The organism is Agromyces flavus, assembly GCF_900104685.1.
GTDB lineage: Bacteria > Actinomycetota > Actinomycetes > Actinomycetales > Microbacteriaceae > Agromyces > Agromyces flavus.
Genome location: NZ_LT629755.1, coordinates 3,612,427 through 3,630,296 on the forward strand (window position 1 = coordinate 3,612,427; position 17,870 = coordinate 3,630,296).

Below are 17,870 nucleotides of genomic sequence, written 5' to 3' on the forward strand. Positions count from 1 at the left end.
GGAGTTCCGAAATGGCAATGCGGCACAGCGGAGTTACTCGCTGATGCGCATTATCGACAACCTCAACGAGCTGCTCGGCGACGACATTAAAAGCGAGATCAAGCCAGGTTCGAAGCTGCGGATTGCAGCCTCAACGTTCTCGATCTTCGCGTACGAGGCGCTCAAGGTGGAGCTGTCGCAGATCGATGAGCTCGAGTTCGTGTTCACCGCCCCGTCATTCACCGCGGCGACGGCGACCGACAAGCCGGCCGCGGAACGCCGCCAGTTCTTCATCCCGAATGACCCTCGCCGGGATGCGACCCTGTATGGCTCCGAGTTCGAGATCCGGCTCCGGAACAAGCTCACCCAACGCGCCATCGCGCGTGAGTGCGCCGAGTGGGTGCGCCAGAAGGTGACGTTTCGCTCGAACCACACGGGCGCGCCGATGCAATCGTTCGCCGTGGTCGACGACACCTTGGCCTATGCGCCCTTGCAGGGCTTCACCACCGCGGATCTCGGCTATGAGCGTGGCCCGGCGCTGTCGAACATGGTGCATAAGATCGACGATGTCCCGTTCACACAGCAGTACATCCAGCTCTTCGATCAGATCTGGCACAATCCCAACCATGTCGAGGACGTGACCGAGGCGGTTCGCGACCATATCGCGAGCGTCTACGCGGAGAACTCGCCGCAGCGGGTGTACTTCCTCATCCTCTACAACCTCTTCAGCGAGTTCCTCGACGACATCAGCGACGATGTGCTGCCGAACGACCTGACCGGGTACCAGGACACCGAGGTCTGGAAGGCGCTGTACAACTTCCAGAAGGACGCCGCGACTGGCGTGATCAACAAGCTGGAGACCTACAACGGTTGCATCCTCGCCGACAGCGTGGGCCTCGGGAAGACATTCACCGCCTTGGCGGTGATCAAGTACTACGAACTGCGGAACAAGACCGTGCTCGTGCTTGCCCCGAAGAAACTCGCCGACAACTGGACGAATTACAACTCGAACTACACGACGAACATCTTCGCGAAGGATCGATTCAACTACGACGTGCTCGCCCACACCGACCTGTCGCGCGATCGCGGCGAATCGCTCGGCAAGCGGCTCGACTTGATCAACTGGGGCAATTACGACCTAGTCGTGATCGACGAGTCGCACAGCTTCCGCAACGCCGACTACGTCCAGGAGCGAGAGACTCGTTACCAGAGGCTGATGCGCAAGGTTATCCGAGAAGGCGTGAAGACCAAGGTGCTGATGCTGTCGGCGACGCCAGTGAACAACCGCTTCAACGACCTGCGCAACCAGCTTGCGCTTGCCTACGAGGGTGACTCTAAGCAGCTCGCCGCGAAGCTGAACATTCAGACTTCCATCGAGGAAGTGTTCCGCCAGGCGCAGCGGGTCTTCAATGAGTGGTCCGACCTGGCCCCGGAAGCTCGCACGACCGACGCGATCCTTAACCGGCTTGACTTCGACTTCTTTGAGGTGCTCGACGCAGTCACCATTGCCCGCTCGCGCAAGCACATCCAGGCCTTCTACGACACCACGGAAGTTGGAGCGTTCCCTGAGCGGCTGAAGCCCGCGTCGCTCCGTCCACCGCTGACCGATTTGGCCGGCGTTCCGACGTTCAACGAGATCTTCGAGCAGCTTCAACTCCTCACCCTCGCCGTCTATGCGCCACTGGCGTACGTGTTCCCAAGTCGACGGGAAAAGTACGAGCAGCTCTATGGCGCCGGCGCGGGCCAGAACGTCATGGGCGGGCAGACGGCGAACCTGGGAGCCGCCAGCCGTGAACAGGGCATCCGGAAGCTCATGACGGTGAACCTGCTCAAGCGTCTTGAGAGCAGTGTCGAGGCGTTCCGGCTCACCCTGAACCGACTGGAGTTCACGGTCGCCGAGGCAATCGAGGCCATCGACAACCATGCCGCGAGCATCGCGGACGTCGTTGCGTCGTTCGCGGATGTCGACGCCGAGGACGACGACTTCGAGTTCCCGACCAGCGGCACGGTTGGCAAGAAGGTCCGGATCGACTTGTCCGACATGGATGTCGAGTCCTGGAATCGCGACCTCGTCAATGACGGCAAGGTCATCCAGCAGCTCCTCGCCTCGATTAGCAGCATCACCCCCGAGCACGACTCGAAGCTCGGCGAACTGCGCGCCGTGATCGCGGGCAAGTTCCAGCAGCCGTTGAACCCCGACAACCGCAAGGTGCTGATCTTTTCCGCGTTCGCCGACACCGCCGAGTACCTCTATAAGAACCTCGCCCCAGCACTCAAACAGCACGGCTACGACAGCGCCCTCGTCACCGGGCAGGGCAACCCGTCCACTACCGTCGGCAAGGGCTACGGCTTCCAGCAAACCCTCACGCTATTCTCGCCGCGGTCGAAGCAGCGCCACCTCGTGATGCCGCGCGAGACTGGCGAGATCGACGTGCTGATCGGCACCGACTGCATCAGCGAGGGTCAGAACCTCCAGGACTGCGACTTCCTGGTCAACTACGACATCCACTGGAACCCTGTGCGGATCATCCAGCGCTTCGGCCGCATCGACCGCATCGGCTCGACCAACGGGCGCATCCAGCTGGTGAACTTCTGGCCCGACATCTCCCTCGACGAGTACATCAACCTCAAGGAGCGGGTCGAGAACCGCATGGTCATCGCCGACCTCGCTGCGACCGCCGACGACAACGTGCTCACCCAGGAGGCCAGCGACGCCGCATTCCGTAAGGAGCAGCTCCGCAAGCTCCAGGATGAGGTCATCGAACTCGAAGACGTCCGCACCGGGGTGTCGATCACCGACCTGGGCCTGAACGACTTCCGCATGGACCTGCTCGGCTACATCAAGGAGTACGGCAACCTTGCCGGCGCGCCGAAGGGCCTGCACGCTGTCGTGCCCGCGCAGCCCGACAAGGGATTGAAGCCCGGTGCGCTGTTCGTGCTGCGCAACATCAATGCCGACGATCACCTCAACCGCGGCAACCGACTGCATCCGCACTACCTTGTCTACCTCGACGACCGGGGCGAGGTGATCGCCGACCACACCGAGGTCAAGCACCTGCTCGACCTGATCCGGGCTGGATGCCGCAACCGCGACGAACCCGCCTGGGAGGTGTGCCGGATCTTCAACGCCGCCACCCGCGACGGCGCCGACATGGGCCAATACAGCCACCTGCTCACCGAGGCGATCCGCTCCATGATCGACGTTATCGAGGAACGCGACGTCGAGAGCCTCTTTAGCCACGGCCATACGACCGCGCTCGTGCAGACCATCGCCGGGCTCGACGACTTCGAGCTGATCGCCTTCCTCGCCATTGTCGAGGAGCCCGTCGATGACTGAACCCGTCCTGTTCCGCTGGCCCGCGAACGCCGCGCTCGGCCGCACCGTGTCGAAGACGAAGTTCTATGAGTACGGAACCATGCGCGCCGCGCTTCGCGAGAAGTTCGTCGAAGAGGTCCAGCGCATCACCTGGGCGTACAAGCTCGCTGACGAAACTCTCCGCCTGCGTGGCACGCCGGCGGTCCCCGAGATTCAGGTCTTCACCGTCGAAGCTAAAGGTCAGAACGTTTCCAATGACGTCCTCGCCGCCATGGACAGGGCAGTGCACTTCCCGATCATTTTCGAGATCGAGAGTCGTGGCCGCGTGCGAACTGTCGCGGCACAGAAGTCGGTCGTCAGCAAGATCCCGACCATCGGTGCATATTTCACCACCGACTGGCAGCCCACCGACGCATTGCGCCGCCCGCTGCCTACTACGCTCGATCTCGCTGGCCTCTACGAGGCGATTCTCGCGGCGTTGCTGCCGGTCGAGACGCGCGCCGGGGAGACCGTGTCGGAGGCGACTGACAGGCTGGGCAAGGCCCGAAAGGTCCAGCGCGAGATCGCCGCGCTGGAGAGGAAGCTGCGCACCGAACCGCAGCTCAACCGGAAGATCAGACTCCTCAGGCAGATCAAGGAACACACCGAAGCGCTCACCGCGCTGACTGACTCCGCCCCGAGCAACAAGGAATGACCGTGGACAAACTCAAGATGCACTCGCCGGACCTGACGAAGCGCAACATCGACGCGATCGCCGAACTGTTCCCCACAGTCGTCACCGAGACTCTCGACGGCGTGGGCAACCCCGTGCGCGCCATCGACTTTGACGCCCTTCGGCAGGAGCTCGCCGATAGGGTCGTTGTAGTGGAGGGCGCCCAGGAGCGCTATCAGTTGGACTGGCCGGGCAAACGTGCCGCAGCCTTCGCAGCCAACACACCGATCGCCAAGACGCTACGCCCTGTGCGTGAGGATTCCGTCGACTTCGACACGACGAAGAATCTCTTTATTGAGGGCGACAACCTTGACGCCCTTAAGCTGCTCCAGGAGTCGTATCTTGGCAAAGTCAAGCTCATCTACATCGACCCGCCGTATAACACCGGTAGTGACTTTATCTATGAGGACGACTTCGCCGAGACCACTTCTGAGTACCTTCAGCGCTCCGGTCAAACAGGCATCGATGGCTCTCGCTTCGTATCCAATTCAGAGTCGAACGGCCGATTCCATTCCGACTGGCTGAGCATGATGTATTCACGTCTGAAGTTGGCCCGGAGTCTCCTAAGTGAGGATGGTGCGATCTTCGTAAACATCGACTTCAATGAAGCCCACAACTTGAAGCGACTTATGGACGAGGTCTTCGGAGAGAAGAACTTCCAGCGTGAGATTATCTGGCGAATCGGCTGGCTTTCCGGATACAAGACGCTCGCCAACAATTTCATTCGGAATCATGACACAATCCTTTTCTATTCGCGGAACGCGGATTCCATGGAATTCAGGAAGAAGTACATAGAGAACGCGAATTTCAAGCCTCTACTTAAGCCCGACAAGAATCTGACGGAAAAGCTTGATCAGCTTGGGTTGTCTGGGGCGGCACAGGCGGACCTCCTGAAATTCATCAACCACGGCAACCGGCCAGACCGCTATCCGATCGAAGACACGTGGAACAGCAACGAGTATGACGACCTGAATAGCATCGCAATTGTCTCGTTCTCCGGCGAAAAGGTCTCAAAGCTAATCGGTGTTGGCGAGGATTTCAAGGGTCAGAAGTCCATTCGCATGATTCAGCGGATCCTCGAGGCAACCACAAGCGACGATGACATTGTCATGGACTTCTTCGCTGGGACAGCCTCGACGGCGCACGCGGTAATGCAGTTGAACGCTAACGACGGGGGGCGGCGTCGCTTCGTCATGGTGCAGTTGCCTGAAGAAGTCGCGCAGGATTCCGCCGCCCATCAGGCTGGATATCGCACGATTGGAGACTTGGCGCGCGCGCGCATACGCGTGGTTGGTGAGAAGATCAAGTCAGATCTCTTTGGTGCGCAGCTTGACACGGGTTTTCGCTCTCTAGTAGTCGACACCACAAACATGGCCGATGTGCTGCGCACCCCCGATGGGACAGACCAGCAAACGCTGAGTCTTGTCGAAGACAGCATCAAGGCCGATCGCACGGATGAAGACCTAGTCTTCCAGGTTCTCCTCGATTGGGGGCTAGACCTCACAGAGCCGATCGTCGTCCAGAAGGTCGCCGGCCGCACGGTGTTGGCCGTAGCTGATGACGCGCTTATTGCCTGCTTTACGGGCGACGTGACGGAGGACGTTGTCAAACTGATCGCTGAGCGGCACCCACTCCGCGCGGTATTCAAGGATTCCGGTTTCTCGGGTGACGCTGCGCGGATCAACGCTGCGCAAGTATTCCGTGAGATATCTCCCGAGACTGAGGTAAGGGCAATCTGACTCAATGAAGATCCAGTTCAAGGTTCAGCAGTACCAGACCGACGCCGTGAATGCAGTGGTCGACGTGTTCGCCGGGCAACCGTACGCCGACGGGGTGAGGTACCGAATTGACCCCGGTAAGGACGCTGCGCCTACGCTGGTGGAGGATGCGGGATTCCGCAATACTGAAATCGCGCTAACGCCGCCGCAGCTCTTGGCGAATGTGCACGGCATACAGCGGGCCCGGGGTCTGGCGCTGTCAACCGATTTGAAGGATCCATCTAAGGTCTCGGCGGCACCGCTGAATCTCGATATCGAGATGGAGACGGGCACTGGCAAGACCTACGTGTACACGAAGACCATTATGGAGCTGCACAAGCGGTACGGGTGGTCCAAGTACATCGTGGTCGTTCCGTCGATCGCGATCCGCGAGGGCGTGAAGAAGTCGCTTGACATTACGGCCGAGCACTTCCAGCGGCTCTACGGCACCAAGCCTCGCACGTTCGTATACAACTCGTCACGGCTGCATGAGCTGGAGCGGTTCTCGTCCGACGCGGGTGTGCAAGTGATGATCATCAACACCCAGGCGTTTAACGCCAGGGGTAGCGATGCTCGGCGGATCTACGGCATGGAACGCACACTCCCGACTGGCAAGACCGTGATGGAGGGCCTGGACGACTTTGGCTCACGCCGACCGATTGACATCATCGCCGCCAATCGGCCCATCTTGATCATCGACGAGCCGCAGAAGATCGAGGGCGACGCAAAGAAGCCTTCGAAGTCGCTGCAGGCGCTTGGAGATTTCAATTCGTTGGTCGCGTTGCGCTACTCTGCGACGCACAAGATCGAGCGAACCAGGGTACATCGCCTCGACGCGGTCGATGCGTACAACCAGAAGCTGGTCAAGAAGATTGCCGTGCGCGGCATCGCCGTCAAGCATCTGGCCGGGAGCACCGCGTACCTCTTTGTGGATGGGCTCGAAATCGGCAAGGGCCCGGATTTCCCGAAGGCGCGCGTCGAAATCGAGGTGCAGACCGCTCAGGGGATCAAGCGGCAGGTGAAGCGGCTGTCGCAGGGCATGAATCTGCACGACATCTCAGGTGGTATCGAGGCGTACAAGGGGCTGTTTATCCGGGACGTCGACGCAAACCGCGACATCATCGAGCTGAGCAACGGCGACGTCATAAGCGCCGGTGAGGTCACCCAGGACGTGACGGACGGCGCGAAGCGGCGCATCCAGATTCGTGAGGTCATCCGCGCGCACCTCACCAAGGAGCGGGAGCTGTTCGCGCAGGGGATCAAGACCCTCTCATTGTTCTTCATTGACGAGGTTGCCAGGTACCGAGATTACGACCGTGAGGATACGCTCGGCGAGTACGCGCGCATGTTCGAGGAAGAGTACGAGGCCCTACTGGCCGAGCACCTCGCTCAGCTGGACTCCGACGAGGCCGCCGAGCGGTACCGTGAGTACGTCGAGGCGATCGAGGTGCGACGGACCCACGCGGGCTACTTCTCGATCGACAAGAGGACCGGCCGCTCGGTCGATGGCTCAGTGAAGAAAACCGGGGAGACCGCCGGCCAGTCTGACGACGTCGACGCGTACGACCTGATCCTGAAGGACAAGGAGCGGCTGCTTTCGTTGGACGAGCCAGTGCGGTTCATCTGGTCCCATTCCGCGCTGCGTGAGGGCTGGGACAATCCAAACGTGTTCGTGATGGGGATGCTCAAGAAGAGCGACAACACGACCACGCGGCGCCAGGAGATTGGCCGCGGCCTGCGACTGTCGGTGGACCAACACGGCGAGCGGATGGACAACCCCGTCACCGTGCACGATATCAACGAGCTGACCGTCGTCACCGATGAGTCCTACACGGAGTTCGTCACCGCGCTCCAGAAGGAGATCGTAGAGTCGCTGTCGGCGCGGCCTCGGAAGGCGACGACGGAGTTCTTCGTTGGGCGCGCGGTCGAGCACCCCGAGACGGGCGAGAAGGTCGCTATCACAGTCGACCAGGCCAAGCAGTTGCAGCACTGGCTCACTGTCAATGGATTCATCGACTACGAGCAGCACCTCACCGAGAAGTGGCACGGTCGCGCCGAAATCGATATCCCACCTATGCCTGCCGGGCTCGAGCAGTACCACTACCAGGTCGCAGAACTCATCGACTCGCTTGCCCTCGACGTGCCGGCCCCGACCGACGGGCGCAAGCCGAAGAAGATCCCGTTCAACGAGGTCAACTTCATGAAGCGTGAGTTCCAGGAGCTGTGGGGTCGGATCAATCACAGAGCCGTCTATCAGGTCGCGTTCGACTCCGCCGAGCTGATCGCCAACTGCATCCGTGTGCTGGACACGTCGCTCAAAGTCACCGTTATGCAGTACCTCGTGGAGAGCGGCACGCAGGTCGTCGGCCTCGAAGTCGAACAGCTCGAGGCCCGGGCCGGTTTCAAGCTCGCGGAGACGAAAGTGGAGCACTCCGCAGTGTCTGCGGGCTCGACCGTCAAGTACGACCTGCTCGGGGAGATCGCCGAGAAGACGCAGCTCACCCGCCGGACCTGTGCGGCGATTCTCACCGGCATCAATCCGGACACATTCGCGAAGTTCAAGCAGAACCCCGAGCAGTTCATCACAGAGGCCGCCCGGCTCATCAACGAGCAGAAGGCGTCCGTGATCATCGAGCACCTCACATACGATCCGCTTGAAGGTCGCCACGACTCGTCGATCTTCACCGAAAACCAGACCGCCCAAGACCTATCGAAGGCCGGCGACAAGCTCACCAAGAGTGTCTATGACTACGTCGTCACTGACTCGAATGTCGAGCGGTCGTTCGTCGAGAAGCTCGACGTGAGTGAAGAGGTTGTCGTCTATTCGAAGCTGCCGCGCGGGTTCTTCATCCCCACCCCGGTTGGCGACTACAACCCGGATTGGGCTATTGCGTTCCGCGACGACAAAGTCAAGCACGTCTATTTTGTCGCCGAGACCAAGGGCTCCATGTCGACGCTGCAGCTCAAGGGCGTTGAGGAAGCCAAGATCGCGTGCGCCCGCAAGTTCTTCGCCTCGCTCAACAACAAGGCCGGGAACGACGACGTCAGGTATGACGTCGTTGACAGCTATGACGCGCTGCTCCAGATTGTCAGTGCGTAATGGTGGATCGGTGCTGGCGTGAACGAAACTCCGACGCTTAGGACCTAAACGAAAGAGAGTCTGCCGAACAAAGCCTGCAAGATTCACCCCGCGTGAGGTGTTCGGGGCTGCTGCATGGGTCTTGACATCCGAGATCGCCTGCCCTGGTGGGCAGGCTGGAAGGATGTGTTCGTGCCCGAGCCCGACCCCGTGAGTTCCGTGAGGATGTCCCCGTGTCAGGGGCAACGCGCCCTGGGCATCCGCTCGGGTTGTGCCGCAGTACCGCAGCTCGACGAGCTTAAGCACTGCGGCGGTCATCACCTATGCAGCGGACGCGATGTCGCCGGGCGACGTGCCGCTGCTCCGGACTAGTTGAATGCGAACTCCCCGGAGACCGCCCGCGCGTTCCGGATCCCCGTGTGCACGAGCAGCCGCCCGACGACGTTCGCCTCGCCGATCAGGCCGAAGAACGCGCCATCCAGCATCGCGCGCAGCTCACCCGCCCCGTCGATCGAAGCCGGGAACCGCAGCGCCGGCCGATCCGGCCAATCCGGCGCCCAGACGGCGAGCGCGCCGACTCCGCTGCTCAGCGCGTCGACCGCCCCGTCGATCGACGTGTACACCCGGGCCGTCACGATCTCGCCCTCCCACGCGACATCCTCGAACCACACCCGACGCCCGGCCGTGAACGACAACCCTGCGCCGAAGCGCTCGTGCGGGGTGGGGCACTCGCTCTCGGCGGGCGGCTCCAGCCACGAGGTGAGCGCCACCTGGGCCGGGATCTCGATGAGCGGGACCTCGGGCCGTTCGATGAGCGACCCGAGTTCGGGGTCGCCTGCGACCGACTCGTAGGCGAGCGGGATGGCGGCCGAGCCGCCCGGCGGGAGGGCGAGCCAGGCGTGGCCGACGTAGATGCGGAACAGGTTGCGGGTCTGGCGGACGCCGAAGAAGTGCGTCGTGTCGCGCTCGAGCGTGTTGTCGAAGCCCATCACCGTGCGGATGCGGTCGGACGGGGAGCCGTTCGCGACCGACTCGGTGGTGAAGTTCGACTGGGCCCAGTTGTCGACCACGACGAGCTCGTCTTCGCCCGGATTCAGCGGATTGCGGAAGCGATCGACGCGGGCGTTCACGCAGAAGTGCTCGACCTCGACGTCGTTCAGCTGCAGCGAGGCCGGGGGCGTCCACGGCACGTCGATCGTCACCTGGCTCTTCGCCGCGATGACGGGGATCCTCGGCGGGTCGGGCAGCGGGTTCCACGCGCCCGGCGCGGTCGTGAACGGCAGCCATTGCACGTGGGTGGCCACGTCGGTCGCGGCGAGCGTTCCCTTGTTGTGGATGGTGAGCCGGATGGAGTGGGGCGAGCCCTTGACGACGAACTCCTCGCCGAAGGGTTGCGCAGCGTGATGTCGGGGCTCTTGAAGTTCGTGCCGCCGGGGGCGGGACGCAACTGCAACTGCGGGCGGTGCGCACTCACGAAGTGCACTGTCACACGCGCGCGGTTCGGGTCGGCCGCGTCGATCGAGTCGAGCGAGACGCGGAAGTCCCACATGCGCATCGGATCGGTCACGTCGTTGTCCTCGAAGTCCTCGCCGGCGACATCCAGCACCGGGCCCTCACCGTCGCCGTCGACCGGCAGCAGCAGGATCGGCGGCCGCTTCGGGATCTCCGTCGAGGGCGTGACATCCGTGCCCAGCACGAGCGCCAGCCCCGGCTCGTCGGTCAGCTCGTCGAGCTCCTTGTCGCCGACCGTCGTGGCTGCCTGTCGGCGGTACTCGAAGACGTAGCTCCTCTGGTCGTCGATCGGCGGTGAAGAACGCGGTCAGTCGATGGCCGCAATCGACTCCGGCAGGTCGCGATCGTCCGAGGCCGCCGTGATGTGCCTCGTCACGAATACCCTCTGACGGGTCGGGAATCCTCGCCGGGTCGTTCGGGCGGAGAAGTTCCGCTCCAGTTCGAAGTCGAGCGGCTTCGGCGCGGCGAGCTCGACGTCTTGGATCTCGTCCTCCAACCGAATGCGTAGGGCTTCGGCGAGGACCTCGACCTTCTCCAGTACCGCGTGGACGAGCCGCACGAACTCATCCGTCACGTCGGGTGGCAGCCATTGGCTGATCGTCGGAGTCCAGATGCAGCGACGGCCGGGTTCTTCCGAGGTCGTCACGACCAACGGCCAAGTCGTCGACAATTCACTCTGCGAATGCGCGACGGTCGTATTCCGGTAGGCCCTGATCCGTTCGTGAATGTCGACGAATGCGCTCGGGATCTCGATGTGGCGATCGAGCGTCGAACGCACTTTGGATGGCACGAAGGCACGGCAGTAGGCCACGACGGCCGCGTCGACCAGGAAGCCCGCCATGTCGATCTCGTCCGCGTCGCGGCAACGCTCGGCCAACTCGAGCGCACTGGCAGCGGGAGACAGGTCACCGCCGGCGAAGTGCATGAGCTCGAGGTACCGTCGCGTGTCCGGCGTGTCGAGGAGCAGCGAGAAATGCGGGGACCATGCCTGATCGGATTCGTCCGCGGTGCTCACGGGATGAGCATATGGTGACGCGGCCGTGATGTCCGGCCGAGTGTTCCTCTTCGGTGACGTTCGACACTCCTTTGAATGGAGGCCTTCTCCCTATCCGTTTGTCACTAACCAGGTGACCCAATACACCTAGCGGCGGGCAGTCGGCTTCTCTCGCCGAATCAGTGTCGGCCCTGATGCGGCCCGCGACGATGGCTGGCGACATTGAGGCGTTCCATTCGCTCGGGTTGCACGCCGAGATGGCGTCGCGGCCGACGCAAAGGGGGCCACCATGGTCCAGACAATCGAAACGGTGAACAGGCATCCCTCGAGGGCGCCCCTCGAGATGGCACGCCTGCGATATCCGGCCGAACCCTCACGACTGGCGATGGCCGTAGTGAGTGTGGCGAGTGCGCTGGTGGTGTTCGTTGCGTGGCTCGCGGTCAGCGACCTGTCCCTCCTTTTCGCCGGCGGAATCGCTCTGGTGGTTGGAGGCTTCTTCATCTGGGTGGCATGGCAGTTCGGGCGCGTGCACCTGCTCGGCGACGCGATCCTCGTCAGCGCGGAAACGTTCCCAGAAGTTCAGAACGCGGTTGACGAAGTACGCGCGGCGCTCCAGTACGACCGTCGAGTCGACATCTTCGTCATCCCGAACCTCTCGCCGCGAATCCAACTCAAGAGCTATTTCGGAATTCGCGCACTGTTGATCGAGGGCGGGGCAATCGCCGATATGACCACTCCGGCCAGTCGGTCGCAATTGCTCTTCCTTCTCGGCACGTACTTCGGAGCATTCAAGGCGAAGCACGATCGCTCAGCGGTGGTCGAACTGACTCTCGACAGTGCCGGGATTCGCAGGCTCCTTGCGCCGTTCGTGGCACCGTGGTTGCGCACGACCGTATACACCGGAGACCAGATCGCGTATGCGTGCAGCGGTGATTTCGGGGCGAGCATCTCAGCTGTCCACCGTGTGCTGGTCGGGCGCGAGTTGAGTCCCCAGCTCGCCGCCGCCGGTCTCATCCTTCAGGCCGACCGAGTGTCCAAGTCCTGGGTCCTGCGTGTCGCGGAGATGCTGAGGCCCGAGCCGCATGCGACGAACCGCTTCCTGAATCTGGTGCGATTCGCCCAACAGGTCGATCCCGAGTCCGTTCTCGCGTTCCGCGCAACATTGTCGCCCGAGATCAACGGCAAGCTCGATGAAGCGCTCGAGCGGATGTCCCGCGCCGGGCGGCGGAATGCAGGCGTCGCGCTGGTCACTGTTGGCGTCATCGTACTGAGCGCGATGCTCCTGTTCGTGCCTCTCCGAGCGGTCGTCGGCGGCTCTCAGGCGGACGGTGATCCAGTACCCATCGAGACGGCCGTCCCGGAAACGCCGGCCGTGCCGGAGGATCCTGAGCCTGTCGCGCCTGAGCCCACTGCGGCTCAAGTACTCGCCGCCACTGTGCCGGCGACTGTCGGTGAAACCTGCACCGATCTCACCCCGCCTGCGCCGGAGCTTTCCGACGGGTTGCTCGCGGCCATAGAGTGCGACGGTCCCGCCGACCCTGGCGTCGACGTCATTCAGCTCTACGCATACGACTCGCACAACAGCGTGCTCTCTGCAGGTGCGACCGCGACCGTAGGCCTCTCCGAAAGTTCGTGCGTTGACCAGGGTTGGAATCTCTGGACCGACGGCAATGGCGACATCGGTGGTGTCCTCGGCTGCTATTACAGCGAGGACGGCGCGACCGTCGCCGCCTGGACCAATTACGCGAGCGACGTTCTCGTCGTGGCCTGGGATGAGAATGTGGAAATGTCCGTCGACGACATCTACGTCTGGTGGCAATACGCCGCCCCCGCGCTCGCGTTGAACTGACTCGCGGCACGCACGAACGAGGTAGGCACGCCGTCCGCATACGCCGTCCCCGTGACAGGTTGATCAGCCGCGAATGCGGTCGAGCACCGCTCGGAGCTCGGGGAAGCTGCGGGTGACGGTCACCCAGAGTGCGTCGGCGTCGACGCGGTCGTAGTGGTGGACGACGAAGTCCCGATTGCGCGCGGCCTGCGACCAGATCGGGTCGGCGAAGCGCGTGGGGTCGGCGGCAACGAGGCGCTTGGCCAGGTCGCCGACGCGGTTCGACAGCGCCTCGAACGCGAGGGGGATCGCCGGATCGTCGTCGAACGCATCGCGTCCGCGAGCAGCGACGGCCGCGGCGGTGTCGAGCGTCGCCGTGAGGTCATCGAGCCATCGGTCGACGCGGTCGGAGGGCTTCACAGTTCGACGGCTTCGTCGAGCACGGCTCGGTCGCGTTCGGGATCGAGAGATCGGCGCGAGACCACATCGACGGGGCGGTCGAGCAGCGACTCCAAGTCGAGCTCGAACTGGGCCAGGTCGAACAACGAGGCATCCGCTTCAGGGTCGACGAGCAGGTCGACGTCGCTCTCGGCCGTCTCGTCTCCCCGCGCCACGGAGCCGAACACGCGGACCGACCGAATGCGGTTCGCGCGTGCCAACCTCTCGATGAGCGGCTTGCGCCGCCGGAGGAGCTCGAGCGCCGGCGAACGCGAGCTGGGGCCGCTGGAAGAGAGCGACGCGAACTGCTCGAAGGGGACGAGCACAGCCTCGGGCCGGCGATGCGATCCGATGATGACGGTCTCGGCATCCTTTCCTCGCGCCCGGAAGCCGCGGAGGATGCGCGAGAGACCCGCGCGCGCCTCGGCAACCGGCACCACCGGCGCGGTGCCGAGGGGATGGGACGTGTCGGCATCCATTCGGCGATTCTAGCAAATACGTACATATTTCTGTACATAACTGCAAGGCCCCCGGCGGCGTGCGGCTCCGACCGCCCGCGCCGCGCGACGCCCGTTCCGCCACAGGAGTATGAAGAGATCCATGCGCAGACTCCACACCGCCGCGCTCGCCCTGTCGGCGGCCATCGCGTTCTTCGTGGGCGGGTGGGCGTTCTTCGCGCCGCGCTCGTTCTTCGACTCGTTCCCGGGCGTGCTCGGGCGGTGGGTCGCGACCGACGGGCCGTTCAACGAGCACCTCGTCCGCGACGTCGGGGCGTTCTACCTCGCGCTCGGCGTCGCGAGCGTTGCGGGGCTTGTGTGGCGCAGCCCGGTCGTGTTCCGCATCCTCGGCCTCGCGTGGACGATGTTCGGCGTGCTGCACCTCTGGTATCACGTCACGCACCTCGACCACCTGCAGGCCGACGCCGCCGTCGGCACCGTCGTGTCGCTTTCGATCAGCCTGGCGCTCGGCGTCGTGCTGCTGATTCCGAGCAGAGCGGATGTCGCGGACCCGACGGATGCCACGGGCACCACGTCGCGCGCGGGCGGCGTCGGCTCCGCGACATCCGACCGCACCACCACGAAGGGGGAGACCCGATGAGGATCGCCGTCGCAGGAGCAACCGGCAACGTCGGACGCCACGTCATCGAGTCCGCGACGGCGCGCGGGCACGACATCCTGAGCCTCACGCGCCGCGCCGGATACGACCTCGAGAAAGGGACCGGACTCGCGGGCGCGCTCGACGGCGTCGACGCGGTGATCGACGTGGCGAACGTGGTGTCCACGTCGACGCGGCGCTCGCGCGAGTTCTTCACGGCGGTGACGACGCACCTGCTGGCGGCCGAGCGCGACGCCGGTGCCCGGCACCATGTCACGCTTTCGATCGTCGGCATCGACGGCGTCGACGCGGCGTACTACGCGGGCAAGCTCGCGCAGGAGCGGCTCGTCGAGCAGGGCACCGTGCCGTTCACGCTGTTGCGAGCGACGCAGCTGCACGAGTTCGCGGAGCAGGTTGTCCACAACACCTCGGCCGGGCGGTTCACCCTCGTCCCGAAGGGACTGGTGCGGCCCGTGGCGGCGCGCGAGGTGGGTGCGCGGCTCGTCGAGCTCGCCGAGGCGGGCCCGGCCGGACGCGCGGGCGACCTCACCGGCCCGCGCGAGGAGCGGCTGGCCGACCTGGTGCGCCGCATGGTCGCGTTCGATGGTGTCCGCCGAAGCGTGATCGAGTTCCCGCTGCCGGGCAAGTTCGGGCGGGCCATGCGGTCGGGCCAGCTCCGCGGCGACGCCGACGCGGATCGGGGCACGATCGACTTCGACGCGTGGTTGCGGTCGCCGGATCACACGCGCACCGGCGCGGGCGAAGGCCGCGGCACCGCGACATCCGATCGACCGGACCGCGAGGGACCGGCCGGCTGACCTCAGGACCCGAACGCGCTCGGCGGCGGGATCGCCCGAAGCGCCGCCCACCGCGCCACCACCCACGCCGCCCCGTCCGTCACGCAGGAGAATCCGGGTCATGACCGCTCCAGCGGACGCATGACCCGGATTCTCCTGCAAACGTGCAACGGCGGGCGGGCTACTTCAGCCGCTTGAGCTTGCCCACCGCCTTCTCGACGAGCTTGGTCGCCTCCTTCACGTCGGCTGCGGTCGCCCGCGAGCCCGCGAGCACGACCTCGCCCACGGCGACCGCCTCGTCGAGCGCCGCCACCGAAGCGTCGGTGTAGAGCGAGCGGTCGACGGATGCCGCGACGTCGAGCGCGTTCGCGAGGCGCGACGTGTCGACCGGCTCGGCACCCGTCACGGCCACGAGACGCACGTCGTCGAAGACGCCCCACGCGCCGGCCGACAGGGCGAACTCGGCTGAGATCTCGACGACCCCGTCGGCTCCCACCGTCACGGGCACGGTCGCCGTGTGGAACTCGTTCCACGCCGTGAACGACAGCGGCGCGCTCGCCGACCCTGCCGACGTGGTCGCGGTGAGCATCCGAGAGTCGCCGGCGGGCGAGCCCGTGCCCTGCGTCGTCGCCTGCAGCTGGTACGTTCCGGCGGGCACGCCCGTGAGCGTCTGCGTCGCCGAGGCCGTGTACGCGGTGCCGCTCCAGAAGGTGACGGCGTACGAGCCGTCCGCCGCGTCACCGGTCTGCGTCCGAGCGGCCGGTCCGGTGAGTGCCCACGCGCTCAGGTCGGCCGACTCGAACGATCCGTTGCGCGCCAGGTTCTCGGCGAGCACGGTCACCGTCGCGACGACCTCGAGCCCCTCAGACGTGCGGCCGGGGATCGAGTACGACCCCGGGCCGCGGATCCAGTCCACCGCACCCGACCAGGTCACCGATTGCGGCTCGACGGTGCCGTCGTTCCAGGTCACGTCGATGGTCGCGGGAAGCGTCACGGGCGCGCCATCCGTCACCGACAGCGATGGCTGCTCGACCGAGACCACTTCGAGCGGCGCGACCGCGCCGGTGTGCACGTACTCGAAGGTCCGCAGCGACTCGAGGGGCGTGCCATCCCACGCGAAGAGCGACTGGTTGTCCCAGGCCGAGCCGCCGTACCACTCGCCGACGTGCACCGGGTCGTAGTCCGACGCGGCCGAGGTGGCCCATCCCGACCCGAACTGCTCCCACAGCCCGCGGTTCTGCTCCAACTCCGAGGGCGGGCCGACGGGCAGCCACGCGGGCTCCCAGTAGTAGACGCCGATGCCGGCATCGCCGACCGCCGTGACCGCCGCGATCACGTCTCGCAGCTCGGTCGCCTGTCCCTGCACGCTCGCGGGATAGGCGTCGCCGATCGTGCCCGAGCCGATCACGTTCGAGTAGCCGTCGCCGTCGTCGAGCGTGTGCGCCCACGACGTCTCGGCGACCATGACCTCCTTGCCGTACGTGGTCGCGATCTGCGACAGCACCGCGGTGAGGTTCCCGGTCATGCCGTGCCAGTACGGGTAGTACGAGCTCGCGAACACGTCGTAGTCGACGCCGAACTGGGCGAGCCCCGCGGCATAGGTGGCGTAGCGACCGGATGTCTCGGGGTTCGTGAAGTGCACGGCCACCTTCGCGTCGGGCAGCACCTCGCGCACGGCCGACGTGCCGGCCTGCAGGAGCGCAGCGAAGGGCGCGTCGATCTCGCGGCCGGGTCGCGCATAGCCCGCGATGCCGTTGTTCGTCTCGTTGCCGACCTGCACCGTGTCGACGTCGACGCCCGCGTCCTCGAACCGCTGCAGCGCATCGACGGTGTAGTCGTGCAACGCGGTCGCGGTGTCGGCGGCGGAGAGGCCTGCCCAGGCCTTCGGCGCGAGCTGCCGGGCGGGGTCGGCCCAGAAGTCGCTGTAGTGGAAGTCCACGAGCACGCCCAGGCCCGCGGCCGTGGCCCGCTCGCCGATCTCGACGGCCCGGTCGACGCCGACGTTGCCGCCGCCGTACCCGCGACCCGTCTCGTCGAACGGGTCGTTCCAGACGCGGACGCGCACCGAGTTCACGCCGTGGTCGGCGAGCACGGCGAACAGGTCGGATGGCGCGCCCGACGCGTCGCGGAACACCACGCCGCTCTCCTCGAGCGACAGCACGGTCGAGACATCCACGCCGCTGATGAAGTCGGGCGAGAGCCCCTCGACCTTGTTGACGAAGATGCCGGCCTCGACCGGGCCGTCGCCGGGCTCGACGGCCATCGCCGCCCCGGCGCCCGTGGGCACCGCGACCGCTGTCGCGAGCGCCGCCGCGAGTGCGACGGAGCCCGCCCTTCCTGTCCTGCGTCGGATCGCCATGATC

12 protein-coding genes are annotated in these 17,870 nt (G+C 64.7%); 7 read left to right on the plus strand and 5 right to left on the minus strand.

Translation table 11 applies throughout. From position 1 onward, the window contains the following. The first annotated feature begins 43 nt into the window (after window positions 1-43). The 4 genes from BLT99_RS17170 to BLT99_RS17185 are packed head-to-tail and all read left to right on the plus strand — an operon-like array spanning window position 44 to window position 8,864. Complete coding sequence (locus tag BLT99_RS17170) at window positions 44-3,316, plus strand: helicase-related protein (protein ID WP_092675211.1); 3,273 nt, start codon at window positions 44-46, stop codon at window positions 3,314-3,316. Then, complete coding sequence (locus tag BLT99_RS17175) at window positions 3,309-3,989, plus strand: DUF4391 domain-containing protein (RefSeq protein WP_092675215.1); 681 nt, start codon at window positions 3,309-3,311, stop codon at window positions 3,987-3,989. Before BLT99_RS17170 ends, BLT99_RS17175 begins: the two co-directional genes overlap by 8 nt. Window positions 3,990-3,991: 2 nt before the next feature. Beyond that, window positions 3,992-5,746 carry a site-specific DNA-methyltransferase gene (locus tag BLT99_RS17180; RefSeq protein WP_092675218.1) on the plus strand — a complete coding sequence of 585 codons (1,755 nt, stop codon included), beginning with the start codon at window positions 3,992-3,994 and terminating at the stop codon, window positions 5,744-5,746. A gap of 4 nt (window positions 5,747-5,750) precedes the next feature. Beyond that, window positions 5,751-8,864 carry a type III restriction-modification system endonuclease gene (locus BLT99_RS17185; RefSeq protein WP_092675221.1) on the plus strand — a complete coding sequence of 1,038 codons (3,114 nt, stop codon included), beginning with the start codon at window positions 5,751-5,753 and terminating at the stop codon, window positions 8,862-8,864. Window positions 8,865-9,211: 347 nt separating this feature from the next. Here the strand turns inward: BLT99_RS17185 and BLT99_RS17190 are convergent, their stop codons facing one another. Further along, complete coding sequence (locus BLT99_RS17190; protein WP_092675224.1) at window positions 9,212-10,147, minus strand: hypothetical protein; 936 nt, start codon at window positions 10,145-10,147, stop codon at window positions 9,212-9,214. 515 nt (window positions 10,148-10,662) lie between these two features. After that, window positions 10,663-11,370 (minus strand): hypothetical protein, encoded by a 708-nt coding sequence (locus BLT99_RS17200; protein WP_092675230.1) that lies wholly within the window; start codon window positions 11,368-11,370, stop codon window positions 10,663-10,665. Between the two features lie 268 nt (window positions 11,371-11,638). Here BLT99_RS17200 and BLT99_RS17205 point away from each other — a divergent pair, with 268 nt between their 5' ends. Continuing rightward, window positions 11,639-13,198, plus strand: a complete 1,560-nt coding sequence (locus tag BLT99_RS17205) for a hypothetical protein (RefSeq protein WP_133988502.1) — start codon at window positions 11,639-11,641, stop codon at window positions 13,196-13,198. A 63-nt stretch (window positions 13,199-13,261) separates the two neighbouring features. Here the strand turns inward: BLT99_RS17205 and BLT99_RS17210 are convergent, their stop codons facing one another. Further along, window positions 13,262-13,597: a HepT-like ribonuclease domain-containing protein gene (locus BLT99_RS17210; protein WP_157675028.1), complete on the minus strand. Its 336-nt coding sequence runs from the start codon at window positions 13,595-13,597 to the stop codon at window positions 13,262-13,264. Beyond that, complete coding sequence (locus tag BLT99_RS17215) at window positions 13,594-14,094, minus strand: nucleotidyltransferase domain-containing protein (RefSeq protein WP_133988501.1); 501 nt, start codon at window positions 14,092-14,094, stop codon at window positions 13,594-13,596. The genes BLT99_RS17210 and BLT99_RS17215 overlap by 4 nt, the downstream gene beginning before the upstream one ends. 121 nt (window positions 14,095-14,215) lie before the next feature. Between BLT99_RS17215 and BLT99_RS17220 the strand changes: the two genes are divergently transcribed. Together BLT99_RS17220 and BLT99_RS17225 are read left to right on the plus strand one after the other, a co-directional pair. Further along, on the plus strand, window positions 14,216-14,713 hold the full coding sequence (locus tag BLT99_RS17220) for a hypothetical protein (RefSeq protein ID WP_188434373.1): 498 nt from the start codon (window positions 14,216-14,218) through the stop codon (window positions 14,711-14,713). Continuing rightward, window positions 14,710-15,528, plus strand: a complete 819-nt coding sequence (locus BLT99_RS17225; RefSeq protein ID WP_092675236.1) for an SDR family oxidoreductase — start codon at window positions 14,710-14,712, stop codon at window positions 15,526-15,528. Before BLT99_RS17220 ends, BLT99_RS17225 begins: the two co-directional genes overlap by 4 nt. Before the next feature lie 160 nt (window positions 15,529-15,688). Here BLT99_RS17225 and BLT99_RS17230 read toward each other — a convergent pair whose 3' ends face one another. Next, window positions 15,689-17,866 (minus strand): glycosyl hydrolase 53 family protein, encoded by a 2,178-nt coding sequence (locus BLT99_RS17230; RefSeq protein ID WP_166670896.1) that lies wholly within the window; start codon window positions 17,864-17,866, stop codon window positions 15,689-15,691. Between the last annotated feature and the right edge of the window lie 4 nt (window positions 17,867-17,870).